This is a genomic window from Micromonospora chersina, assembly GCF_900091475.1.
Classification (GTDB): domain Bacteria; phylum Actinomycetota; class Actinomycetes; order Mycobacteriales; family Micromonosporaceae; genus Micromonospora; species Micromonospora chersina.
Genome location: NZ_FMIB01000002.1, coordinates 4,567,424 through 4,591,093, shown reverse-complemented (window position 1 = coordinate 4,591,093; position 23,670 = coordinate 4,567,424). Strand labels below are relative to the sequence as shown.

Genomic DNA, 23,670 nt, shown 5'->3' with positions numbered 1-23,670 from the left:
TCCCCCTGCGGGCTGTCTGCCCGTACGGCGTCCGCAAGATCGCGGGTGCGGAGCGTCAGGCCACCTCGACGATGACCTCGACCTCGACGGGGGCGTCGAGGGGCAGTTCGGCCACGCCCACCGCGCTGCGGGCGTGCCGGCCGGCCTCGCCGAAGACGGCGCCGAACAGCTCGGAGGCGCCGTTGACCACGCCGGGCTGGCCGGTGAAGCCGGGCGCGCTCGCCACGAAACCGGTCAGCTTCACGATCTTGACGACGTTCTCCAGGCCGACCAGCGAGTCGACGGCGGCGAGCGCGTTCAGCGCGCACCGCTGCGCCAGGTCCTTCGCCTGCTCGGCGGAGACGCCGTTGCCGACCTTGCCGGTGGCCAGCAGCTTGCCCTCGGCGAGCGGGAGCTGGCCGGAGACGTAGACGTGCTGCCCGGACTGGACGGCCGGCACGTAGCTGGCCAGCGGCGCCGCCACCTCGGGCAGGGTCAGGCCGAGTTCCGCGAGCTTCGCGTGCGGTCCGTTGCTCATGCGCCGGCACCCTTCGGGCGCTTCAGGTAGGCGACGAGCTGCTCCGGGTTCGGGCCGGGAACCACGGAGACCAGCTCCCAGCCGTCCTCGCCCCAGTTGTCGAGGATCTGCTTGGTCGCGTGGACCAGCAACGGGACCGTGGCGTATTCCCACTTCTGCATCGAGTCAAGGCTCCCTTGCCTGGCATGGACTGCGGTCAGGCACAGCCTACGGTCCGGCGCTCCTACGGGGACCCGGGACGCTGCTCGGGCGTACCGGGCGGCTCGCCGCAGGGGCCCTCGTGGTCGTACCGCTGGGGGCACCGGGTGCGGTCGGGCAGCAGCAGGTCGCAGAAGACCCGGTGCCGGTTGTTCTGGTCGTCGGCAGTGGAGACGGTGGTCTCGCCGGCGTCGAGTTCGCTGAGGAAGCCCAGCGAGGTGGCCACGGTGCCGGCGAGCGCGGTGGCCGCCGCCAGGTCGGGGACCCGGACCGGCAGGTGGATGACGTAGCCGGGCTCGTCCTCGTCCCGGCCCCGCCCGCCGGGCCGGACCAGGGTGCGGAGCACCTCGATCGGCGGCCGGTAGGACCGCTCGTTGAACGGCACTCCCGTGCCGGGCCCCTCGGCGTCGCCGGGCCGTCCCGCCCGCTCACCGGGGGAGAACTGGGCTCGGGGAATGTTCTCCGCGTCGCGCATCCGCTGCCTCCGGGCCTCGTACCTGTTCACAGTCACCACCATCCGGCTCGGAACCCCTGCCCGGTCCGGCCCCCGCGTCGCGACGAACGTAGGACCTGCGCGGAGTCCCGGCAACGGGACGCGCACGGCTGGTCACCTTCAGTCACATATGCGACACATTGTCGATCCGGAATGCGACGGCGACCTCACGTCCGGTGTGGCGCGGCGCGGCGGACGCGGGGCTGGCAAGACGCCGGCCGACCGCTACCCTTCCGGTCTGGACGAGCGCCCGCGTTCGCCCGCCACGCTCGATCACGTGTCCGTCGCCTGGGGCGGCGACGGCGCGCCAGGCACTCGGGGGAGCACATGACCCAACCGCCCATCGGTGGCGCCGCCGGCTCGCCCGGAGGCCCCGCCCACCAGGAGCCGCCCGCCGGCGCCACGCCGGCCCCCGGTGCCGTGCCTCCGCCGGCGCCCGGCTACCCGCCGTACCCGCAGCCGGCCGCGCCGAAGAAGCGGCGCGGCCTGCTGATCGCCTCGATCGTGCTGGGCGCGGCGATCCTCCTCTGCGGTGGCGGCGGCACGGCCGCGTTCCTCACCCTGCGCCAGGCCGAGGACGGCCAGGGCGCCAAGGAGCCGACGGTCGCCGTCGACGGCTTCCTCACCGCGGTCTACCAGGACCGCGACGCCCGCAAGGCGGCCACGTTCGTCTGCTCCGCGTCCCGCGACGACGACAAGATCGCCGCCAAGGTCGACGAGGTGCGGAAGTACGCCGGGCAGTACCAGAACCCGCGGTTCCGGTGGACCAGCCCGAAGGTGGACAACCAGACCGGGGACCGGGCCACGGTCAGCACGAAGGTCACCATGACCACCGCCGACGAGAAGGTGGCCGACCAGGAGCTGCGCTTCACCGTGGTGCGGAAGACGGGTTGGTGGGTCTGCGAGGTCGCCTGACCCCGGCGGCTGGATAGGCTCGACGGGTGGCAGCGACTGAGCAGCCGGCCGAGTCCGCCGGCAGATGGCCGGCCCGCCTGCACGTGGTGACCGGCAAGGGCGGCACGGGCAAGACCAGCGTGGCGGCGGCGCTGGCCCTCGGGCTGGCCGCCGGCGGCCGGCGCACCCTGCTGGTCGAGGTGGAAGGGCGGCAGGGCATCGCCCAGCTCTTCGGCACCGACCCGCTGCCCTACGAGGAGCGGCACCTGGCCGACGCGCCGGGCGGCGGCGAGGTGCGCGCCCTGGCGGTGGACGCCGAGGAGGCGCTCCTCGAGTACCTGGACATGTTCTACAAGCTCGGCGCCGCCGGGCGGGCGCTGCGCAAGCTCGGCGCCATCGACTTCGCCACCACCATCGCACCGGGCCTGCGGGACGTGCTGCTCACCGGCAAGGTCAAGGAGGCGACCACCCGGACCAGCGGGCAACGCCGGGTGTACGACGCGGTGGTGCTGGACGCGCCACCGACCGGGCGGATCGGCCGCTTCCTCAACGTCACCGCGGAGACCGCGCGGCTGGCCAAGGTGGGCCCCATCAAGACCCAGAGCGAGGGGGTCTCCGCGCTGCTCCGTTCGCCGATGACCGCCGTGCACGTGGTCACGCTGCTGGAGGAGATGCCGGTCCAGGAGACCGTCGACGCGATCGCCGAGCTGACCAAGCTCGGCTTCCCGGTCGGCCGGGTGATCGTCAACGCGGCCCGTCCCCCGGTGCCGGCCGGCGGCCCGGTGACCGCCGCCGAGCTGAAGCGCGGGCTGGCCGCCGCCGGCCTGCCGACCGACGCCCGGACCGTGTCCGGCCTCGCCGCCGAGGCCCGCGACCAGCACGTACGCCGGGAGCTGGAGGATTCGCTCCGCGCCGACCTGGTGGAGCTTGGCCTGCCCCTGACCGAGGTGCCGCTGCTGCCCGCCGGGGTCGACCGGGCGGGGCTCGAGACGCTGGCGGAGACGCTCGTCCGGGCGGATTGACTCACACCTGCGGCCGGCACGGAGCAGAGAGACCCTCGAGACCGATACGCTCGATTGGTGCCTTCCGAAGACGCGGCGCCACCGCTGGACGTCGACCAGATCCTCGCCGACCCCGGCGTGCGGATCGTGGTCTGCTGCGGGGCGGGCGGAGTGGGCAAGACGACCACCGCGGCGGCGCTGGCGCTGCGGGCGGCCGAGCGGCACGGCCGGCGGACGGTGGTGCTCACCATCGACCCGGCCCGCCGGCTGGCCCAGTCGCTCGGCCTGACCGAGCTGGACAACACCCCGCGCCAGGTCAAGGGGATCGACGTCGAGGACAGCGGCGGCCAGTTGCACGCCATGATGCTCGACATGAAGCGCACCTTCGACGACGTGGTGCTCCAGCACACCGATCCGGCGAAGGCCGCGGAGATCTTCTCGAACCCCTTCTACCAGGCCATGAGCTCCACCTTCGCCGGCACGCAGGAGTACATGGCGATGGAGAAGCTGGGCCAGCTGCACGCCCGGGGCGAGTGGGACCTCATCGTGGTGGACACCCCGCCGTCCCGTTCGGCGCTGGACTTTCTGGACGCGCCGGCCCGGCTCTCCCGCTTCCTCGACGGCCGGATGCTGCGGCTGCTGCTCGCACCGGCCCGCAGCGGCGGGCGGAGCATGTTCAGCTTCGTGACGGCCAGCTTCGGGATGTTCTCGAAGGTGGTGCAGAAGGTTCTCGGCGCGCAGCTGCTCACCGACCTGTCCGGCTTCGTCGCCGCCCTGGACTCGATGTTCGGCGGTTTCCGGCAGCGGGCCGAGCAGACGTACCGCATCCTCCAGGCCCGGGAGACGGCGTTCCTGCTGGTCGCGGCGCCGGAGCCGGACGCGGTCCGGGAGGCTGCCTACTTCGCGGGCCGGCTGCGCTCCGAGCGGATGCCGCTGGCCGGCCTGGTGCTCAACCGGGTGCACCGACCGGCGGTGCCGGAGCTGTCCGCGGCGGACAGCCTGGCGGCCGCGGAGCGGCTGGCCGGCGCGGGCGGGCACGAGAGCACCGCCGAGGTGCTGCGGGCGCACGCCGCGCTGGCCGAGCAGGCGGCACGCGAGCAGCGGGTGGCGGCCCGGTTCACCGAGGAGTTCCCGGAGGTGCCGGCGGTGTCGGTGACGGCGCAGCCCGCCGACGTGCACGACGTCGACGGGCTGCGGACGATCGGCGAGGCGATCAGCCGGCGGTGAGCACCGCCGGTCAGTTGGCCGTGGTCACGAGGACCTTGTCCCGACCGGCCTTCTCCTTGGCGTTCTTCTTCATGGCCGCCTCGAACATCTTGCGCCAGCTGGTCACCTGCGGGTGACGGCGCAGCAGCGCTCGACGCTCGCGTTCGGTCATGCCACCCCACACACCGAACTCGATCCGGTTGTCGAGCGCGTCGGCCAGGCACTCGTACCGAACTGGGCAGCTCCGGCAGATCCTTTTCGCCACGTTCTGTTCGGCGCCCTGTACGAACAACGCGTCCGGGTCCCCGTTCTGACACGCCGCCAGTGACGGCCAGTCAGTGATCATGCCCATCTGTACACGTCCCCCCTTGCAGTACCTACCGACTTCGCGCGACCAGCCGTCGAATTCCCCCCGGTCGTCCGGGCCGGCCTCCCCAGGGCGGCACGGACGACGTGTGGCTGCTGTCGCCGCCACCATCATGCTGTGTAGTCGCCCGATTACGCAACGTTGTCGGCGAAATCCATCATTCCGGACACTCCCGGCTTCCCGGGCTTTCGCCCGCCGTCTACCCGGCCCGAGTACGGGAAAACGCTGCGCCACTCCCCCGTTCGGAGGAGACTTCTGCCAGGTTTCACGCAACCACGCACCGGGGTTCGTGCGTTTAGCACAACGAGGTCGGCGCGCGCAGGAAATGGGGAAACTTCCCCGCGCGCCCCTCGTTCCCTACTCGCGTACCCTGTCGAGGTGACCTGGATGCGGAAACGTGACCACAACGTGCTGACCAACGCCGCATCGCTACTCATCTGTGGCCTGTTGGCCGGCGTGGTGGTCGCAGCGGCGGCCTTCCCCGCGGTGGCGATGTCCGGACTTGCCGCCAAGGCGGGAGCCGAGACCTTCGGCGCGCTGCCCAAGGAACTGACGGTGGCCCGGGCCCCGCAGATCACCTACCTGCTGGCCTCCGACGGCAAGACCCCGCTGGCCACGATGTACGACGAGAACCGGCGCGACGTCGAGCTCAAGGACATCGCGCCGATCATGCAGAAGGCCATCATCGCCGCCGAGGACCACGACTTCTACAAGCACAACGGCGTGGATCTCAACGGCGTGGCCCGGGCGTTCGTCAACAACCAGGCCGGCGCCCAGCGGCAGGGCGCGTCGACGCTCACCATGCAGTACGTCCGGCTGGCCATCTCCTACTCGGCCACCCACCCGGCCGACGTGGTCGCCGCTACCGAGGACACCAGCGCCCGCAAGCTGCGCGAGATGCGCTACGCGCTCCAGATCGACAAGGAACTCTCCAAGGACGAGATCCTGCGGCGCTACCTGAACATCGCCGCCTTCGGCAACGGCGCGTACGGCATCTACGCCGCCAGCCAGGTCTACTTCAACAAGCCGCCGAGCAAGCTCGACATCCAGGAGTCGGCCATGCTGGCCGGCATGGTGAAGGCGCCGACCGCGTTCGACCCCACCACCGCGGCCGGCTACCCCGAGGCGGTCGGCCGGCGCGACTACGTCATCGACAACATGGTGCAGATCGGCGCCATCACCCAGGAGCAGGCCGCCCAGGCCAAGCAGATCAAGCTCAAGGTGGCGAAGAAGCGCACCCCGAACGGCTGCGTCGCCACCAACACCCGCTCCTGGGGCTTCTTCTGCGACTACTTCTACCGCTGGTGGCTCCAGCAGGAGACCTTCGGCTCCACCTCCTACGACCGGGAGCGGCGGCTGAAGAGCGGCGGCTACACCATCACCACCACGCTCGACGTGCAGGCGCAGAGGGGCGCCGACAAGGCGGTCCGCAACCAACTGAGCGAGGACGCCACGGCCGCCCGGATGGTGGCCGCAATCGAGCCGGGCAGCGGACGGGTCCGCGCCATCGCGGTCAACCGGAACTTCAAGCTCGACGACCCGGATCACCCGCAGAACAAGATCTCCAGCGACCCGAAGAAGGCCGCGAAGAAGATCCGGGGCAACCGGCCGAACACGGTGAACCCCCTGATCAGCGGCGGCGCCGGCATCACCGGCTACCAGGCCGGCTCGACCTTCAAGATCTTCACGCTGGTGGCGGCTCTGGAGAAGGGCTACCCGCTCAGCTACACCATCAACGCGCAGCCGCAGTTCAAGTCGGAGTACATCATCGACTCGGGCAACGATGCCGCCTGCCCGGGCACCCACTTCTACTGCCCGCAGAACGCCTCGAAGTCGATGGCAGGCGTGCACAACATGTGGAGCGCCTTCGGCGCTTCGGTCAACACCTTCTTCGTGGACCTCCAGCAGCGGGTCGGGGCGGAGAACGTGGTGAAGGCCGCGCAGAAGCTCGGCATCACCTTCCGGGCGTCCAACGACGCCAAGTTCGCCGCGGACAAGGACTCCGCGCACCAGTGGGGCGCGTTCACGCTGGGCGTCTCGCAGACCACCCCGCTGGAACTGGCCAACGCGTACGCCACGCTGGCCGCGGACGGCAAGTACTGCGAGCCGATCCCGGTGCAGGAGATCCGCGGCCCGGACGGCGAGAAGCTGGACATCGCCAACCCGCACTGCGAGCAGCGGATCAGCACCGAGGTGGCCCGGGCCGCCGTGGACGCGGCCCGCTGCCCGGTGGGTGACCACTCCTCGACCTCGAAGTGCAAGAACGGCACCGCCCGCAACGTCCGGGACGTCGTCAACGCCCCGGTGGCCGGTAAGTCCGGCACCACCGACGGGGACAAGACCTCCGCGCTGGTCGCCATGACCAAGCAGTACGCGGTGGCCGGCATCCAGGCCGACCCGGACTGGCCGCAGACCAACCAGCGGATGCGGCACAACGAGGTGCCGTGGGGCATCAACCCGGCGGTCTACCAGACGCTGCGCGACGCCATGATCGGCAAGGAGCGGATCAACTTCACCCCGCCGAGCGGGAAGATCATCGAGGGTGACCAGCGCTCGATTCCCGGGGTGAAGTGCGAGTCCATCGAGACCGCCAAGTCGCGGCTGCGCGGCGCCGGATTCGAGCCGGTGGTCGCCACCCAGAAGACCCCGTCGGAGTGCCCGGTGGACACCGCGGCCGGCACCAGCCCCGACGGGCGCACCATCAAGGGCGGCGTGGTGACCATCGAGGTCAGCGCCGGCGGCGGCCAGCCGAAGCCCGGCACCGGCACCGGCACCGGCCCCGTGGTTCCGCCACCGGCCGGTCCCACCAAACCGGGCCGGCCGCGCGGCTGACCCGAGCTGACGACAGCGGGCGGGCACCCCAGGTGGGTGCCCGCCCGCTTCGTCGTACCGGGGCGGTCAGAGACCGAGCTGCCGGCGTACCTCCGCGGCGACCCGGCCGCCCTCGGCCCGGCCCGCCACCGCGGCCTGGGCCGCCTTCATGGCCGGGCCCATCTGCGCCTTGCCGGTGAAGCCTCCCGCGGCCAGCGCCCCCGAGACCAGCTCGGCCAGCTCGTCGTCGGAGAGCTGCTTCGGCAGGTAGCGCTCCAGCACCTCGCCCTCGGCGGTCTCCTTGCCGGCCTGCTCCGCGCGTCCGGCGTCGGCGAAGGCGGTGGCCGCCTCGCGCCGCTTCTTCGCCTCCTTGGTCAGCACCGCGAGCACCTCGTCGTCGCTGAGCTCGCGCTTTTCCTTCCCGGCGACCTCGGCGGTGCCGACGGCCGCCAGGGCCATCCGCAGCGTGGAGGTGGTCAGCTCGTCGCGCGCCTTGAGAGCGGCGCGCATGTCGGCGGTGAGACGGTCCTTCAGCGTGCTCATGGACGGTCAAACTACCCTGAACGCCATGCGAAAGCGCACACTATTCCGGCTCGCGGCCGGGACCGTCGCCGCCGGGGCGGCCACCCTGGCCTACGCGTCGCTCATCGAGCGCAACATGTTCACCCTGCGCCGGTACGACGTACCGGTGCTCCCGACCGACGCCGAGCCGCTGCGCGTACTGCACCTGTCGGACCTGCACATGATGCCCGGCCAGCGGCGCAAGCAGGACTGGGTGGCCTCGCTGGCCGCCCTCGACCCCGACCTGGTGGTGGTCACCGGGGACAACATGGCCCACCCGGGCGCCGTGCCGGGCGTGCTGCGCGCCCTGCAACCGCTGCTCGACCTGCCCGGCGCCTTCGTCTTCGGCTCCAACGACTACACCGGGCCGGTCCTGAAGAACCCGTTCACCTACTTTCTGCCGGACCGGGAGTACACCGAGGGCGTGCCGCTGCCGTACGAGGAGCTGCGCGACGTCTTCACGGGCGCCGGCTGGGTGGACCTCAACAACGCGCGGACCACCCTCAAGGCCGGCGGCCGGGAGATCGAGCTGGTCGGCGTGGACGACCCGCACATCGAGCGCGACGACTACGCAGCGGTGGCCGGGCCGGTCAACCCGGGCGCGGCGCTCTCCATCGCGCTGGCCCACTCCCCGGAGCCCGCCGTGCTGGACCGGATGGCCGCCGACGGCTTCGGGCTGCTGCTCGCCGGCCACACCCACGGTGGGCAGGTCTGCGTGCCCGGGTACGGCGCGCTGGTCACCAACTGCGGGCTGCCCCGGTCGATGGCGCGTGGACTGCACCGCTGGCCCGGCTCCGACTCCTGGCTGCACGTCTCGGCCGGCCTGGGCACCCACCCCACCGCGCCGGTGCGCTTCGCCTGCCCCCCGGAGGCGAGCGTCCTCACCCTGATCCCCCGCTGACCGCCCCGGCTCGGCGCGGGGGGTACCGAGTTTGACCATCGGGACGGGTGGGCTACTATTTGTCGGCACGCCTCGGGGTGTGGCGCAGCTTGGTAGCGCGCTTCGTTCGGGACGAAGAGGTCGTCGGTTCGAATCCGGCCACCCCGACCAGAGGTGAAAGGCCGCATCCGGTTCCATCGGGTGCGGCCTTTCGGCATTCCACACCGGCGACGCGACGCCCGAGGCCGCGATCACGAGCCTCCAGCCACGGGCGATCGGTCTGTTCACCTGGCAAGGTTGATGGATGACCGCCAAGATCCGATCCCGCCTGACCGACTGGACCACCGTCCTACCCGTGATCGCGGTCGTCGTGCTCGCGGCCACCTGGGGCCGGCACCTGCCGGGTCCGCTGATCGTGGTGGTGGCCGCGCTGCTCGCGGGGGCCGTGCTGGCGGCGGTGCACCATGCCGAGGTGGTGGCGCACAAGGTGGGCGAGCCGCTCGGCTCGCTGGTCCTCGCGGTGGCGGTCACCGTGATCGAGGTCGGCCTGATCGTCACGCTGATGATCAGCGGCGGCGACAAGACGCAGGCGCTGGCCCGGGACACGGTCTTCGCCGCCGTGATGATCACCTGCAACGGGATACTCGGCCTGTCCCTGCTGCTCGGCGCGCTGCGCCGCCGGGTGGCGGTGTTCAACCCGGAGGGTACGGGTGGGGCGCTCGCGACCGTGGCCACGCTCGCCACCCTCAGCATGGTGGTCCCGACCTTCACCAGCCGGCCCGGCCCGCAGTTCTCCCCCGCACAGCTCACCTTCGCGGCGGTCGCCTCGCTCGCCCTGTACGGCCTGTTCGTGATGGTGCAGACCGGCCGGCACCGCGACTACTTCCTGCCGGTGACGCAGGAGGGCAGCATCATTCCCGAGGACGCCGACGGCGACGGGCACGCCGATCCGCCGTCCACGCGTACCGCCCTGGCCAGCCTGGCGCTGCTGGTCGTGGCGCTGGTGGCCGTGGTGGGCGACGCGAAGACCATCTCCCCGGCGATCGAGGCGGGCGTCGAGGCGGCGAACCTGCCGCAGGCGTTCGTCGGCGTGGTCATCGCCCTGCTGGTGCTGCTGCCCGAGACCCTCGCCGCCGCGCGGGCGGCCCGCCGGGACCGGGTGCAGATCAGCCTCAACCTGGCGCTCGGTTCGGCCATGGCCAGCATCGGCCTGACCATCCCGGCCATAGCGCTGGCCTCGATCTGGCTGGAGGGCCCGTTGCTGCTGGGCCTCGGCGGCACCCAGATGACGCTGCTCGCGCTGACCGCGGTGACCGGCGTGCTGACCGTGGTGCCGGGTCGCGCCACAGTGCTCCAGGGCGGGGTGCACCTGGTGCTGCTCGCCGCGTTCGTCTTCCTGGCCGCCAGCCCGTGACCGTCCCGGGCGGCGGTCAGTCGTGCAGTTCGGTGCGGGCGACCTCGGCGAACGCCGCCGACAGGTAGCCGGACAGGGGCCGTCCGGTGGCTGCCAGCAGGTCGGCGACGAGCAGCGGGGCGTGCCGGGCGATCGCGGCCGGAGCGGGCGGCGCGTCGTCGTCGCCCGGGTCATGGACGCCGAGTGCGCCCGCCAGCAGCACCAGCAGCACGTGCGGGTCGACGTCGGGCCGCCAGGCCGCGTTCGACCGGACGCAGCGCTCCAGCACCTGGCGGACGTCGTCGCCGTCCAGCCCGTCGGGGTGGCCCTCCTCCAGCAGCAACCGGACCACGCCGCCGAGCACCAGGCCGGCCCGGTCCGCGGCGGCGAGCCGCTCGACCGCCGGCTCGTACGCCTCGACGTCCCGGTCCTGCGCGGCGTCGACCGCCTCGGTGGCCGCCTGCGCGATCTCGCGGGCCGGGGCGGGCAGGTGGCGCCAGGTGGTGGTCACCGCGCCAGCATGGCAGACGGCGTTAGCTTGCTCACCCGCCGGCTCTCCTGAGCGCGTGGCCGGCGCAAATCGGGTCGCGGGTCGTCGTACCCGCCGCCAAGAATGCAGCCATGCTGCGCCGCGCCCTTCCCGCCCGTCCCGAAGCCCGTCGGATCCTGATCGGCACCCTGCTGTCGGCCGTCGGGCGCGGCCTCACCCTGCCCTTCCTCTTCATCTACCTCACCGACGTGCGCGGCCTGAGCGACGCCCGGGCCGGCCTGGTGATCGGCTGGTTCGGCGCCGTGACGCTGGCGCTGTCGCCGCTGGGCGGCACGCTGATCGACCGGTTCGGCGCGCGGCGGGTGGTGCTGCCCTGCCTGGTCGTCGAGGCGATCGGCACCGGCTCGCTGGCGCTTGTCGACTCGACCGCGACGGCGTTCGGCGTCATGACGCTTATCGCGATCGGCAGCTCCGCGATCTGGGCCGGCCAGAACACCATCCTCGCCTCGCTCACCGGCGACGGTGAGCGGCAGCGGGTGTTCGGGTTGAACTTCGCCCTGCTCAACCTGGGCATCGGCGTGGGCGGCCTGATCTCCGGCGCGGTGGTCGACGTGGCCCGGCCGGTCACCTTCCAGGCCATCTACGTGCTGGACGCGGTGAGCTACCTGATGCCGGGGCTGATCCTGCTCAGCCTGCCGCACGTCGGGCACCGGCTGGCCGGCGACCGGGCGGCGGACACCGGAACGGCGCCCGGGGGCTACCTCACCGTGCTGCGGGACCGGCCGTTCCGCCGGCTGGTCCTCTTCGGCCTGGTCCTCACCACCTGCGGCTACGCGCAGATCGAGGTGGGCTTCGCCGCGTACTCGGTGCGGGTGGTGGAGGTGTCACCCCGGGTGGTGGCCTGGGCGCTCGCCGGCAACACCGTGATGATCGTGCTGTCCCAGCTGCTGGTGATCCGTCGCATGGAGGGGCGGAGCCGGACGGGCGCGCTCGCCGCGGTGGGCGCGGTCTTCGCGACCGCCTGGCTGGTCCTCGGCGCGGCCGGCGTGGTCGGCACGGGCAACGCGCTGCTCGCGGCGCTCGGCGTGGTGGCCTGTTCGGCGATCTTCGGGTTCGGCGAGACGATGCTGTCACCGGTGATGCCTGCGCTGACCAACGCGCTCGCCACCGACGAGCTGCGCGGCCGGTACAACGCCATGAGCTCGATGATCTTCGGGATCAGCGGGGTCATCGGCCCGGTCACCGCGGGCCCGCTGATCGGCGCGGCACACGGCCGCCTCTGGGTCGCGGTCGTGGTGGGCGGCTGCCTGACCGCCTCGGTGCTGGCCCTGTCGCTGCGCCCGCTGCTCACCGCGGCCCAGGACGGCCGCGCCGCCACCCCCGTGCGGGAGCCGGAGCCCGCGCACGCCTGACGGCACACGGAACGGGCCCCCGGAGCATCAGCTCCGGGGGCCCGTCGTCGTTACGGTCGGCCGTCAGGCGGCGGGGACCTCCGCGGTGGTCTGGATCCGGTCCAGGGCCGGCGCGGAGACCGGCGACTTCTCGGTCAGGTACGCGGTGAAGGCGTCCAGGTCGATCATGCCGGTGACGGCGTTCGTGCCGCCGGTGAGGACGCTGAAGCCGTCACCACCGCCGGACAGGAAGTTGTTCACCGTGACCCGGTAGGTCGCGCTGTCGGTAACCGGGGCGCCGTTGATGGTGAGGCTGCCCCGGACCACGCGGGTGCCGCTGCACGGCGTGGCGGCCGGCGCCGTGGTGCCGTTCACGTCGACGACGTAGTGCACGGTCGAGGACGCGTACAGCACCTTGGTGGTGGTGAACTGCTGCTCCAGCAGGCAGTAGAGCTGCGCGCCGGTCAGGTCCAGCGTCACCAGGTTGTTGGCGAACGGTTGGACGGTGAACGCCTCGGCGTAGGTGACCGGGCCGGCGTCGAGGTCGGCGCGGACACCACCGGGGTTCATGAACGCGGCGACGGCGTTCTGCTCGTTGTCGGTGGCCGCGAGCTGGGCGTCGGCGATCAGGTTGCCGAGCGGCGACTCACCGGTCTGGTACGTCGGCTTGCCGTTGACGTCGATCCCGGTCTGGTACAGGTTCTCCTGGGTCTTGGTGATCGCGCTGGTGGTCTCGCCGACCACCTTGTCGGCCACCGGGCCGAGGGCGGTCTTGTAGTGGGTGATCAGGTCGTTCGTGGCCTGGTGCGGGTCGACGGTCCGGGTCACCACGACGTTGTTCGCCGACGCGCTGACGATGTCGCCGCTGCGCCGGTCGACCTTCAGGTCGATGTCGGTGACCAGGCGGCCGAACGAGCTGGCGCTGGTGACCAGCTTGCCGTTGATGTTGCAGTTGTACGCGGCGTGGGTGTGCCCGCTGACGATCACGTCGATGGACGGGTCCATCCGGTTGGCGATGTCGACGATCGGGCCGCTGAAGCCGACGCAGTCGTTGATGCCGCCGCCGTTCTGCACGCCGCCCTCGTGGAGCAGCACGACGATCGACTGCACGCCCTGGGCCTGGAGGATGCGGGCGTACCTGTTGGCGGTGTCCGCCTCGTCGGCGAAGGAGAGGCCGGCGACGCCCTGCTGGCTGACGATCTGCGGGGTGCCCTCCAGGGTCATCCCGATGAAGCCGATCTTGACGCCGTCGACCTTCTTGATGCCGTACGGCGGCAGCAGCGGCTTGCCGGTGGCGGTCTTGAAGGCGTTCGCCGAGAGGTACTGGAAGTTGGCGCCCGCGAACGGCGTGCCGTCGGCGCAGCCGTCGACCGGGTGGCAGCCGCCGTTCTGCATCCGGAGCAGCTCGGTGGCGCCCTCGTCGAACTCGTGGTTGCCGACGCTGGTGAACTCGAGCCCGGCGAGGTTCATCTCCTCGATGGTGGGCTCGTCGTGGAACGCGGCGGAGAGCAGCGGCGAGGCGCCGATCAGGTCACCGGCGGCGACCGTGATGGTGCGCTCCCGCTCCTCCTCGGTGGTGCCACGCAGCGCGTCGAGGTGGGCGGCCAGGTATGCGGCGCCACCGGCGGGCTGCCCGGCGATGGAGCCGCTGGAGCCGGTCGGCGGCTCGAGGTTGCCGTGGAAGTCGTTGATGGCGAGCAGCTTGACGTCGACCGGCTTCGGGCCGGCCTCGGCCTGGTTGGGGTTGACGGCGACCGCGGTGAACGCGGTCGCGGCGAGTGCGGCCAGGCCGACGGCGGCCCGGCGCATCCCGGGGACGGACATGGAACTCCTCGTGAGACTCGGCGCGTGGCTGTCCGGGCGATGGTTCGCACCGGTGACCCTGGACGTGCCGTGACAGGGGTCGATCGCGGATGACGGCGGTCGGGGGGACGCCGCCTGCCGAAGCAAGCTTGCCACCCGTCAAGCGATCGGTCGACCGGGGCAGTGCATCTCAACTGTGGATATCGACAGCAACCTGGGCCGGTACGCCCGACTAGTCGGACATGACCGGGGGGTGAATTCCTTCACGGCGCGCCGCTGTCGGAGGTATGGGCTAGGAATGTAGCCATGGAGTCGAGCGGGACCAACTGGACGGTGGACTCGGTGCGGTCGGCCGACGGCACCACCATCGCCTACGAGACGGCCGGCGACGGGCCGCCGATCCTGCTGGTCGGCGGGGCCTTCAACGACCGGAGCACCACGCGCCCGCTGGCCGCCGCGCTCACGGCCGACTTCACCGTCTACGGCTACGACCGTCGGGGCCGCGGCGAGAGCGGCGACACCGGCCCGTACGCGGTGCAGCGCGAGATCGAGGACGTGGCCGCCCTGATCGAGAGGGCGGGCCCGGGCGCCCACCTCTACGGCCTCTCGTCGGGTGCGATCCTCGCCGCGTACGCCGTGGCCGAGGGGGTGCCGGTCAGCGGGCTGGCGCTCTTCGAGCCGCCGTTCCAGGCCGGCCCGCACGGCGGCGCCAAGCCCGGGCTGGCCGAGCGGTTGAGCGAGTTGGTCGCGGCCGGCCGGCGCGACGACGCGGTCGCCCTCTTCCTGACCGACGCGGTCGGCGTGCCCGCCGAGGCGGTCGGCGGGATGCGCGAGGCCCCGGAATGGGCCTGGATGGTGGGGCTGGCCCACACCCTGGCCTACGACACGACGGTCACCGGCTACGCCGGCCTGCCCGCCGACCGGCTCAAGGCGATCGCCGCCCCCACCGTGGTGCTGGACAGCACCGGCAGCCCGCCGTGGCTGCGGGACGCGGCCGTGGCGACCGCGGGGGCGATCCCCGGGGCCACCCACCTGAGCCTGGCGGGCGGCTTCCACGAGGTGCCGCCGGAGGTGCTGGCCCCCGCGCTGCGCGACACCCTGCTCGGCTGATCCGGTCCGGCACGCCGGCCGTCGGCGCGCAACCGCACGGCGCGGCCCGACGGCACCGGCCCCCAGGGACCAGGGAGCCGGCGCCGTGCGCCGGGTGGACCGGCAGGAGGGTGCGGCGCCTGCCGGTCCACGAACGGGTGCCGAGCGGCACGCCGTCGACGCTGCCAATGTCACCGGGAGACGTTTGCGTCGACAACCTCTGCGCAGGCAAATACAGCCCACCGGGTGGCGGATCCCGACCGAACGGCGTCCCGTTCTGCCGGTCCGCCCGGTAGCGCTTCCCCGGGCAGGGCGGCCGCTGGCCGCACGCCAGCGCGTGCTCCCGACCAGGCGCCCGGAGGCGTGGCCGAACCGGCAGGGAGCGAGCATCGCACCGGAGCCCCGCGCCGACGTGGCGTCAGCGGTGCGACGCCTCCGCGACCAGTCGGCGGACCTGCGAGCGGGACCAGCGCCCAGCGACACCGGGCCGGGCCGCCAGGTAGCCGGTGATCCTCGCGACGTCCCAGCCGTGCGCCTCGCGCAGCCCGCGGGCGAGCATGCCGAGGTAGACCGGCGCGGGCGACGCCCAGTCCACCTCGGACGCCCGGTGCGGGGCGGTGAAGGTGAGCATCGGCAGGCCGTCGCGCGTACCGACCCGGAGCAGGGTCTCGTAGCGGCCGGGGCCGAGGGTGGCCCGGCCGGTCTCCGCCGCCGCCCGGATCAGGTCCAGGTCCGTGCCGGGCGGCCGGTACATCTCCTGCGCCGCCACGTCGGCGAACTGCTCGACCGTCACGAGGTAACTCCGCACGGCCGCCCGTCCGGGCAGCTCCGGGTCGTAGAACGCCATCCCGCCGGTCCAGGCCCGCGACTCCCCGGCGAAGTAGACGCCGCCGGGGATCAGCCCCGGTTCCGTCCGGCGCGGTGGTCGGCAGTCCCGGCAGCCGGGGTACGTGCGCAGCCCGCCGGGCGGCCGCCCGCCGCGCAGGTACCTGTCGAGACGCGCCGCGTGCAGGTTGGAGCCGTACGCGACGTACCAGAGGAGTTGCTCGGTCAGAACCAGCAGGTCCGCCCGGCGGAGTGGCTGACCTGGACGGTGTGGGTCACGCAGCCGCCGCCCGACACCAGGTGCAGCAGGAACGCGGTGGGCTCGGCGACCCACCCGATCTCCTCCTCGCCCGTCATGGCGAGGCTGACCTGCATCCAGGTGCTCGGCGCGGTGGTCAGCACCGTGCCGGCGAAGGCGCTGGTCACCGGCCGGTGCAGGTGGCCGGCGGCGACGCGCGCGACGTGGGGGTGGCGCCCGATCACCTCGGCGAGTGCGTCCGCGTCGGTGAGCCCCATGGCGTCCATGGCCGGTACGCCGACGACGACCGGCGGATGGTGCAGGCACACCACGGCGGGCACCTCGGTGCGGCCGGCGAGCACGCCGTCCAGCCAGCCGAGCTGGTCATCGCCGAGCCGCCCGGCATCGTCCCCGGGCGCGTGCGAGTCGAGCACCACGAGCGTCCCGTCCGGCTGGTCCACGTGGTAGTGGGCCGAGAAACCGCCACCCAGGTACGGGGTGCCGCCGAAGGTGTCGAGCAGGGACTCCCGGTCGTCGTGGTTGCCGGCGGCGAGGTGGACGGGCAGCGGGAAGCGCGCGAGGATCTCGCGCAGCGCGAGGTACTCGTCGGGGCGACCGTTGCCCACCAGGTCGCCGGTGATCACCACGCAGTCGGGCCGGGGACGCAGGGCGAGCACCCGGCCGAGCGCCCGGTGCAGCCCGGACGCCGGTTCGGCGGCGAGCGGGCCGGTGGTCACGTGCGGGTCGCTGAGCTGGGCGATGAGCATCGGCGCCTCCTGACGAGCCCGGGACCTCCACGCTAGCGTCGCCGGCCCGGCCGCGGGTCCCGGCCGCACCCACAGGCCCCGTCCACAGCCTGTGGATAGCACATGTGTACGAAGGTCGTCGCCTCGTCCGCTGAGTACCCTTGATCGCGCCCCGCCCCCTCCGAGCAGGAACGACGTGGATCACGAGCGAGTCGTCCGGGACGTCACGGTCCGCCTTCCCATGGCGTCGACCGCGCTGGAGGCGTGCCAGTGGACCGTCGCGGCGCTGTCCCGGCACACCCCGGCGACGATCTCGATCCTGCTCCAGGTCCACGACCGGCTCCGCTGCGTCGCGGCCACCGGCGCCTGGCAGGTCTTCTCCACCGTGCCGTTGAAGGCCGGGAGCGACACGCGCCGCGACCCGGAACCGTCGATCGTCGCCCGGGTGTACGACTCCGGCGAGCCCGCCACCGTCCCCGACGTGACCGCCGACCCCGACTACCTCCCCGTACGCCCCGACGTGACGGCCGAGATCTGCGTGCCGGTGCGGGACCGGTCGGGCCGGCCGCTCGGCGTGCTGGACCTCCAGTGGAGCGGCCCGGTCGAGACGGACCGGTGGCGGGCTACCGCGCAGCGGCTGGCCGACCGGCTCGGCGCCCGGCTCGGGGCGCTCGGTGGCCCGCCGGCCGAGAGCCGCAGCGAGAAGCTGCTCCGGCACGCCACCGCCATGACGACGGCCCCCACCGACTGGGACCTGATGACCGCCGCGATCGCCGCGGCCCGGGACGTCTCGGCACTGTCCGCCGCCGTGCTGATCCTCGACGGCCGGCGCGAGCCGCGGCTGGGCGCCCCGACGGGCACCCCCGGCCCGCTGGAGGCCCGCATCCGGGCCGAGTTGGCCGAGGCTGGGCCGGTTGCGCTCGGCCGGATGATCGCCCGGGCGCACCGGCACGGCTCGGCGTACACGCTGGGCGAGGCGGGGCACCCGCCCACCGAGGACTACCTGCCGCTGACGCGCGCCGGTGCGCGCACCCTGGTGGCCGTGCCGGTCGGCCCGCCGGACGGCGGCGGGGTGCTGCTGGTCGCCGACGAGCGGCTGCTGCGCCCCGACCCGACCACTGTCAACCTCATCGAGCTGCTGGCCGGGCAGGCGTGGACCTGCCTCGACCGGCTGCGTACGCTCGCCCGGCTGCGCGAGCAGGCCAGCTCGGACCCGCTCACCGGGCTGCGCCACACGGGGCCGTTCGGGCAGCGGATCGCGCGCGCCACGCCGGGGCGTACCGCCCTGTTGGCGATCGACGTGGACGGCTTCAAGGACGTCAACGACACGTACGGCCACCAGGCCGGCGACCGGCTGCTGGTGGGGCTGGCCCGGGCGCTGGAGGGGGCGCTGCGCCAGGGCGACGAGCTGTACCGGACCGGCGGCGACGAGTTCGTCGCGGTGATCGAGGTGAGCCGCCCCGAGGAGGCCGTGCGGATCGCCGAGCGGCTCACCGAGGCCGCCCGCCGCGTCGGCCGGACGATCAGCGTCGGCGTCGCGCTCCCCCGCCCCGGCGAAGCCCCGGAGCGCACCCTGAGCCGCGCCGACCAGGCCCTCTACGCGGTGAAGAAACACGGCCGAGACGGAGTACACCTCTCCGCCGCGTAACCCCCCACCCGGCCCCACCCACCCGCGCCGATCTTGCACTTGCGGCCCCTCCCGCGCCGCTTTTACCCGTTATGCCGGGGCACCAAGTGCAAGATCGGCGCGGGGGAGGGGGCGGGGTGGGGGCGCGGGGTTGGGGTTAGTGGGTTAGTTCCTTGGCCAGGAGTTCGGCGATCTGGGCCGTGTTCAGGGCGGCGCCCTTGCGGAGGTTGTCGCCTGTCACGAAGAGGTCCAGCGCGCGGGGGTCGTCCACCGCGCGGCGGATCCGGCCCACCCAGGACGGGTCGGTGCCCACCGCGTCGATCGGCATCGGGAACTCGCCGGCGGCCGGGTCGTCGACCAGGATCACGCCGGGCGCGTTGCGCAGCACCTCGCGGGCGCCCTCGGCGTCCACCTCGGTGGCGAAGACCGCGTGCACGGCGACCGAGTGACCGGTCACCACCGGCACCCGGACGCAGGTCGCGGAGACCTTGAGGTCGGGCAGCCCGAGGATCTTGCGCGACTCGTTGCGCATCTTCAGCTCCTCGGACGACCAGCCGCCGTCCGCCAGCGAGCCGGCCCAGGGCACCACGTTGAGCGCCAGCGGCGCCGGGAACGGGCCCAGCTCGTCACCGACCGCCTGCCGGACGTCGCCCGGCCGGGAGCCGAGCACCCGGTCCCCGGCGATCTTGCCGAGCTGGGCGTGCAGCGCGTCCACGCCGGCCTGCCCCGCCCCGGAGACCGCCTGGTACGAGGCGAGCACCAGCTCGCGCAGCCCGTACTCGCGGTGCAGCGGTGCGATCGCCACGATCATCGCGAGGGTGGTGCAGTTGGCGTTGGCGATGATCCCCTTCGGCCGGTTGCGCACCTGCTCGGGGTTGATCTCGGGAACGACAAGCGGGACGTCGCGGTCCATCCGGAACGCGCCGGAGTTGTCCACGGCGACCGCGCCACGGGCGACCGCCACCGGCGCCCACTCGGCCGAGACCGCGTCCGGGACGTCGAACATGGCCACGTCCACGCCGTCGAACGCCTCGGGGGTGAGGGCCTGGACGGTCAGCATCTCGCCCCGGCACTGGATCTGGCGGCCGGCCGAGCGCTCGGAGGCGAGCAACCGGATCTCGCCCCACACGTTGCGGCGGGAGGAGAGGATCTGGCACATCACCGTGCCGACGGCGCCGGTCGCCCCGACCACGGCGAGGGTGGGCAGCGACGACATCCGCGCTACCGCCCCGTGCCGGCGTAGACGACGGCTTCGGTGTCACCGCCCAGGTCGAAGGCGTCGTGGATGGCCCGGACCGCCTTGTCGAGGTCGGTGTCCCGGCAGACCACCGAGACCCGGATCTCCGAGGTGGAGATCATCTCGATGTTCACGCCGGCCGCGCCGAGGGCGGCGAAGAAACCGGCCGCGACGCCCGGGTGCGAGCGCATGCCGGCGCCGATGAGGGAGACCTTGCCGATGTGGTCGTCGTAGAGCAGGCCCTTGAACTTGACCGGCTCCTGGATCTTGCTGAGCGCGGCCATGGCGGTCGGGCCGTCGGTCTTGGGCAGCGTGAACGAGATGTCGGTGCGGCCGGTGCCCTCGGTGGACACGTTCTGCACGATCATGTCGATGTTGATCTCGGCGCCGGCCACCGTGTCGAAGATCCGCGCGGCGGCGCCCGGCTCGTCGGGCACCCCGACGATGGTGATCTTCGCCTCGCTGCGGTCGTGGGCGACCCCGGTGATCAGTGCCTGTTCCACAGGAAGGTCCTCCATCGATCCGGTGACCATCGTGCCGGTGTTGGTCGAGTATGACGAACGGACGTGGATCGGCAACCCCGCGCGCCGGGCGTACTCGACGCTGCGCAGGTGCAGCACCTTGGCGCCGCAGGCGGCCAGTTCCAGCATCTCCTCGTAGGTGATGTGCTTGATGTGCCGGGCGTTCGGCACGATCCGCGGGTCGGCGGTGAAGACGCCGTCCACGTCGGTGTAGATCTCGCAGACGTCCGCGTCGAGCGCGGCCGCGAGGGCCACCGCCGTGGTGTCCGACCCGCCCCGGCCCAGCGTGGTGACGTCCTTGGTGTCCTGCGAGACGCCCTGGAAGCCGGCCACGATGACCACCGCGCCCTCGTCGAGCGCGCCCTTGAGGCGCCCCGGGGTGACGTCGATGATCCGGGCCCGGCCGTGCACCGAGGTGGTGAGCACGCCGGCCTGCGAGCCGGTGAACGAGCGGGCCTCGTAGCCCAGGTTGTGGATGGCCATGGCGAGCAGCGCCATGGAGATCCGCTCCCCGGCGGTGAGCAGCATGTCCAGCTCGCGGCCGGGCGGCAGCGGGCTGACCTGGTTGGCCAGGTCGAGCAGCTCGTCGGTGGTGTCCCCCATGGCGGAGACCACCACGACCACGTCGTCGCCGGCCTTGCGGGCGGCCACGATGCGCTCGGCCACCCGCTTGATCCGCTCGGCGTTGGCGACGGAGGACCCGCCGTACTTCTGCACCACGAGTGCCACGACGGTGCACTCCCTCCCAGCGACGACCCTGAGCGTGCCGGCGCCGCCGGTTTCTTCGGTCCGGCGGCGCGTGTCAGACCTCCCCAGGGTATCGGGCGGCGCACGGCGCCGGGTCGGGTGATCCCACCATCCGGCCCGGCGTGGGGCGGCTCACCGGCGCGGCCCGGCCGCGCGACACGCCGAGCGGTACACCCGTACGGCTGGCTCCCCGCACCGGGGGCGGCACCGCAGAATGACCCGGTGCACGCACACCGACGCGCGGCCCGGCGGCTGACCGGCGCCCTGGCGCTCACCCTGCCGGCGCTCCTGGCCGCCTGCACCGCCGACCCGCCGAGCCCGGCCCCGACCAGCACCGCCGATCCGGTCCCCGCCGAGGTGGACGCGGCCCGCGACGAGCTGGCCGCGCTGGCGGCGGCCGCGCAGGACCGGCACCTCACCGCCACGTACACCTTCGAGCCGGCCGACGGCGCGGCCCGGACGGTGGCGGTGACCAGCGCGAACGACGGCACCTGGCGGGTCGACGTGCCCGGTTGGGGGCAGGGCGGGACCGTCGACGTCTCGGTCGCCGCGAACGCGGACGGGCTCTTCCAGTGCGCCCTGCCCTCGGCCGGCTGGGCGCAGCAGGCGGGCTGCGTACGCCTCGGCGACGCCGACGACGCGGTGCCCCGGAAGCTGGACCCGCGGGTGCAGCACCCGTTCACCGACTGGCTGGAGGTGCTCACCGACCGGCGGGCCCCGCTCGCGGTCTCGCCGGCCGCCCCGCTGCCCGGGGTGAGCGCCGGGTGCTACTCGGTCGAGTCGACCTCGGCCTCGCTGAACGCCCCGCTGGACGTGGGCATCTACTGCTACCGGCCGGACGGCACCCCGGCGGCGGTCCGGGCCGCCTTCGGCACGCTGAAGCTGGCCGGCGAGCCGGGCGCGGCGCCGGCCACCGTGCAGCTGGCCGGGCCGGTCACCGAGGGTGAGCCGGTGAGCCGGGAGGCGCCGTCGCCGACCGACAGCCCGAGCGCGGGAACGCCGTGACCCGGATGTCCGTTACGGGTGCTCTTGGCCACATCTGACCGGGGGCGGTTGAGGGTGCAAAACACCCATGAGGGATGCTTCTCCGCATGCTCGACCTCACCCCGCTGCTCGCCTTCCGCTGGAGCCCGCGCGCCTTCGACCCGACCGCCGGGCTCACCGGCGACGAGGCCGCCTCGCTGCTGGAGGCCGCCCGCTGGGCGCCCTCGGCCGGCAACACCCAGCCGTGGCGGTTCGCGTTCGGGCACCGGGAGGACGACACCTGGAAGCGGCTGCTGGTCAGCCTCCCCGACGGTGACCAGCGCTGGGCCCGGCACGCCGCGGCGCTGCTGCTCGGCGCGCACACCGGCGGCGACCCCGAGCGGGCCGCGTACGACCTGGGTCAGGCCGTCGCCCACCTGACCGTGCAGGCCACCGCGCTCGGCCTGCACGCGCACCAGCTCACCCGATTCGACCGGGCCCGCCTCGCCACCGAACTGGACCTGCCGGTCGGCGTCCGGCCCGCCGTGGTGGTCGCGATCGGCCGGCTCGGCGACCCGTTCGCGCTCCCCGAGGACCTGCGGGACCGGGAGACCGACCTGCGCCGCCGCCGCCCGCTCGCCGACCTGCTGCTGGCCTGACCGCTCCGGCCGGCGTCACCCGCCGCCGCTGGCCCGGACCAGCACCGTCGCCGCCTCGGTGTTGCGGTAGAGGACGTGCCGGCCCCGCCGGGACCGGGAGACCAGGCCGGCGGCGTGCAGCGCGGCCAGGTGCTGCGACACGTTCCCGCCCGACATGCCGGTGCGCCGGGCCAGGTCGGTGGTGGTGGCCGGTGCCGCGAGCAGGTGCAGCAGGGCGGCCCGGCCGACGCCGACCACCCGGGCCAGCGGGTCCCCGGGGGTGGCCGGGACCCGCTCCCAGAGCGTCCCGACCGCCCGGACCGGGTACGCGCCGGCGGGCAGCGAGTCCTCCAGCAGGTTCCACAGCACCCGCCGGTCCGCGAACACGCTCGGGTTCAGCGCCAGCCCGCGCCCACGGAGGTCGAAGTCCCGCTCGAACGGGTCGTCGCTGACCACCCGGTCGCCCAGCCACCGCAGGCTCGGGTGGAGTTGCGCGAACAACCGGCCGGCACCGCCCTCGGCGAGCTGGGCGGCACGATGGGCCACGTCGGCGTCGAGCAGCGCCCGCATCCGCGTCCAGTCCGGGGCGATCGCCTCGTCGTACCAGACCCGCAGCGCGTCGACGAGCGGGGGCAGCAGCCCGCGGGGATCGGCGAGCAGTGCCTGCCCGAACGGGCTCAGCGGCCCGCGTGGGATGGTCGCCAGCAGGTCCTGGACCACCACGTCCGGCGGCGTCGCCGCGATCTGGTCGAGCTGGTCGGTCATCTCCATGCCCGGCCGGGCCGCCGGCGTGAGGAAGTCCGGCAGCCAGCGGCGCGGCCGGGTCAGCTCCACCAGCGGGCGGACCCGGTCGGCCACCTCCGGACGGCGCAGCGTCAGCCGGGCCCGGTCGATCCAGGGCAGGTGCACGGCGTAGCGGACCGGATCGCCCAGCGCCCACATGCTCATGACCGTCTCGTTGGCCGGCGAGACGGCGAACCGCACTCCCGCGACGTCGGCAAGGCTGAACCGCAACTCGGACACGCGCACCCCCG

At 73.2% G+C, this 23,670-nt stretch carries 23 protein-coding genes and 1 tRNA gene; 12 read left to right on the top strand and 12 right to left on the bottom strand.

The window, feature by feature from the left end:
- Window positions 1-55: 55 nt before the first annotated feature.
- From GA0070603_RS21350 to GA0070603_RS21340, 3 genes are all read right to left on the bottom strand, one after another.
- Window positions 56-517: a RidA family protein gene (locus GA0070603_RS21350; RefSeq protein WP_091316923.1), complete on the bottom strand. Its 462-nt coding sequence runs from the start codon at window positions 515-517 to the stop codon at window positions 56-58.
- Entirely contained in the window at window positions 514-678 is a 165-nt protein-coding gene (gene sp36 / locus GA0070603_RS21345; RefSeq protein WP_091316921.1) for a Sp36 family protein, read from the bottom strand. Before sp36 ends, GA0070603_RS21350 begins: the two co-directional genes overlap by 4 nt.
- Before the next feature lie 62 nt (window positions 679-740).
- Window positions 741-1,190 (bottom strand): hypothetical protein, encoded by a 450-nt coding sequence (locus GA0070603_RS21340; protein ID WP_091316919.1) that lies wholly within the window; start codon window positions 1,188-1,190, stop codon window positions 741-743.
- 345 nt (window positions 1,191-1,535) lie between these two features.
- Between GA0070603_RS21340 and GA0070603_RS21335 the strand changes: the two genes are divergently transcribed.
- Genes GA0070603_RS21335 through bagB form a run of 3 tightly spaced genes read left to right on the top strand, consistent with a single transcriptional unit; the run spans window position 1,536 to window position 4,330 of the window.
- Complete coding sequence (locus tag GA0070603_RS21335) at window positions 1,536-2,123, top strand: Rv0361 family membrane protein (protein ID WP_091316916.1); 588 nt, start codon at window positions 1,536-1,538, stop codon at window positions 2,121-2,123.
- Window positions 2,124-2,149: 26 nt separating this feature from the next.
- Window positions 2,150-3,124 (top strand): ATPase BagA, encoded by a 975-nt coding sequence (gene bagA, locus GA0070603_RS21330; protein ID WP_091316913.1) that lies wholly within the window; start codon window positions 2,150-2,152, stop codon window positions 3,122-3,124.
- 54 nt (window positions 3,125-3,178) lie between these two features.
- Window positions 3,179-4,330 (top strand): ArsA family ATPase, encoded by a 1,152-nt coding sequence (gene bagB, locus GA0070603_RS21325; protein WP_167544574.1) that lies wholly within the window; start codon window positions 3,179-3,181, stop codon window positions 4,328-4,330.
- Window positions 4,331-4,340: 10 nt separating this feature from the next.
- Here the strand turns inward: bagB and GA0070603_RS21320 are convergent, their stop codons facing one another.
- A complete protein-coding gene (locus GA0070603_RS21320; protein WP_091266889.1) occupies window positions 4,341-4,661 on the bottom strand; it encodes a WhiB family transcriptional regulator in 321 nt (106 codons plus the stop codon).
- 402 nt (window positions 4,662-5,063) lie between these two features.
- Between GA0070603_RS21320 and GA0070603_RS21315 the strand changes: the two genes are divergently transcribed.
- Window positions 5,064-7,508: a penicillin-binding protein gene (locus GA0070603_RS21315; RefSeq protein WP_091316907.1), complete on the top strand. Its 2,445-nt coding sequence runs from the start codon at window positions 5,064-5,066 to the stop codon at window positions 7,506-7,508.
- A gap of 66 nt (window positions 7,509-7,574) precedes the next feature.
- Here GA0070603_RS21315 and GA0070603_RS21310 read toward each other — a convergent pair whose 3' ends face one another.
- Entirely contained in the window at window positions 7,575-8,030 is a 456-nt protein-coding gene (locus GA0070603_RS21310) for a GatB/YqeY domain-containing protein (RefSeq protein WP_091316904.1), read from the bottom strand.
- A gap of 25 nt (window positions 8,031-8,055) precedes the next feature.
- Between GA0070603_RS21310 and GA0070603_RS21305 the strand changes: the two genes are divergently transcribed.
- The 3 genes from GA0070603_RS21305 to GA0070603_RS21295 all read left to right on the top strand — a co-directional run bounded on the left by GA0070603_RS21305 (window position 8,056) and on the right by GA0070603_RS21295 (window position 10,342).
- Window positions 8,056-8,949 carry a metallophosphoesterase gene (locus tag GA0070603_RS21305; RefSeq protein WP_091316902.1) on the top strand — a complete coding sequence of 298 codons (894 nt, stop codon included), beginning with the start codon at window positions 8,056-8,058 and terminating at the stop codon, window positions 8,947-8,949.
- A gap of 73 nt (window positions 8,950-9,022) precedes the next feature.
- Window positions 9,023-9,099, top strand: a tRNA-Pro gene (locus tag GA0070603_RS21300).
- 133 nt (window positions 9,100-9,232) lie between these two features.
- A complete protein-coding gene (locus GA0070603_RS21295) occupies window positions 9,233-10,342 on the top strand; it encodes a calcium:cation antiporter (RefSeq protein ID WP_091316899.1) in 1,110 nt (369 codons plus the stop codon).
- A gap of 16 nt (window positions 10,343-10,358) precedes the next feature.
- Here the strand turns inward: GA0070603_RS21295 and GA0070603_RS21290 are convergent, their stop codons facing one another.
- Entirely contained in the window at window positions 10,359-10,832 is a 474-nt protein-coding gene (locus GA0070603_RS21290; protein WP_091316896.1) for a hypothetical protein, read from the bottom strand.
- Window positions 10,833-10,942: 110 nt separating this feature from the next.
- Between GA0070603_RS21290 and GA0070603_RS21285 the strand changes: the two genes are divergently transcribed.
- A complete protein-coding gene (locus GA0070603_RS21285; protein WP_091316894.1) occupies window positions 10,943-12,223 on the top strand; it encodes an MFS transporter in 1,281 nt (426 codons plus the stop codon).
- 63 nt (window positions 12,224-12,286) lie between these two features.
- Here the strand turns inward: GA0070603_RS21285 and GA0070603_RS21280 are convergent, their stop codons facing one another.
- Window positions 12,287-14,026: a bifunctional metallophosphatase/5'-nucleotidase gene (locus GA0070603_RS21280; RefSeq protein ID WP_091316892.1), complete on the bottom strand. Its 1,740-nt coding sequence runs from the start codon at window positions 14,024-14,026 to the stop codon at window positions 12,287-12,289.
- Between the two features lie 285 nt (window positions 14,027-14,311).
- Here GA0070603_RS21280 and GA0070603_RS21275 point away from each other — a divergent pair, with 285 nt between their 5' ends.
- Window positions 14,312-15,115, top strand: coding sequence for an alpha/beta fold hydrolase (locus GA0070603_RS21275; RefSeq protein ID WP_091316889.1), 804 nt, complete (start codon window positions 14,312-14,314; stop codon window positions 15,113-15,115).
- A 397-nt stretch (window positions 15,116-15,512) separates the two neighbouring features.
- Here GA0070603_RS21275 and GA0070603_RS21270 read toward each other — a convergent pair whose 3' ends face one another.
- Together GA0070603_RS21270 and GA0070603_RS21265 are read right to left on the bottom strand one after the other, a co-directional pair.
- Window positions 15,513-15,941: a hypothetical protein gene (locus tag GA0070603_RS21270; RefSeq protein ID WP_244282579.1), complete on the bottom strand. Its 429-nt coding sequence runs from the start codon at window positions 15,939-15,941 to the stop codon at window positions 15,513-15,515.
- Window positions 15,942-16,144: 203 nt separating this feature from the next.
- Entirely contained in the window at window positions 16,145-16,924 is a 780-nt protein-coding gene (locus GA0070603_RS21265) for a phosphodiesterase (RefSeq protein WP_091316884.1), read from the bottom strand.
- A gap of 175 nt (window positions 16,925-17,099) precedes the next feature.
- On the opposite strand from GA0070603_RS21265, the gene GA0070603_RS21260 reads away from it, so the two are divergent.
- On the top strand, window positions 17,100-18,551 hold the full coding sequence (locus tag GA0070603_RS21260; protein WP_091316880.1) for a diguanylate cyclase: 1,452 nt from the start codon (window positions 17,100-17,102) through the stop codon (window positions 18,549-18,551).
- A 136-nt stretch (window positions 18,552-18,687) separates the two neighbouring features.
- Here GA0070603_RS21260 and GA0070603_RS21255 read toward each other — a convergent pair whose 3' ends face one another.
- Both GA0070603_RS21255 and GA0070603_RS21250 read right to left on the bottom strand, forming a co-directional pair.
- Window positions 18,688-19,746: an aspartate-semialdehyde dehydrogenase gene (locus tag GA0070603_RS21255; RefSeq protein WP_091316877.1), complete on the bottom strand. Its 1,059-nt coding sequence runs from the start codon at window positions 19,744-19,746 to the stop codon at window positions 18,688-18,690.
- A 5-nt stretch (window positions 19,747-19,751) separates the two neighbouring features.
- A complete protein-coding gene (locus tag GA0070603_RS21250) occupies window positions 19,752-21,017 on the bottom strand; it encodes an aspartate kinase (protein WP_091316874.1) in 1,266 nt (421 codons plus the stop codon).
- A 240-nt stretch (window positions 21,018-21,257) separates the two neighbouring features.
- On the opposite strand from GA0070603_RS21250, the gene GA0070603_RS21245 reads away from it, so the two are divergent.
- The gene (locus GA0070603_RS21245) at window positions 21,258-22,040 is read left to right on the top strand and encodes a hypothetical protein (protein ID WP_244282578.1); all 783 of its coding nucleotides are present in this window, start codon (window positions 21,258-21,260) and stop codon (window positions 22,038-22,040) included.
- Between the two features lie 86 nt (window positions 22,041-22,126).
- Window positions 22,127-22,657: a nitroreductase family protein gene (locus GA0070603_RS21240; protein WP_091316872.1), complete on the top strand. Its 531-nt coding sequence runs from the start codon at window positions 22,127-22,129 to the stop codon at window positions 22,655-22,657.
- Between the two features lie 15 nt (window positions 22,658-22,672).
- On the opposite strand, the gene GA0070603_RS21235 is transcribed toward GA0070603_RS21240, so the two are convergent.
- Window positions 22,673-23,659 (bottom strand): ArsR/SmtB family transcription factor, encoded by a 987-nt coding sequence (locus GA0070603_RS21235; RefSeq protein ID WP_139131912.1) that lies wholly within the window; start codon window positions 23,657-23,659, stop codon window positions 22,673-22,675.
- Window positions 23,660-23,670: the final 11 nt, after the last annotated feature.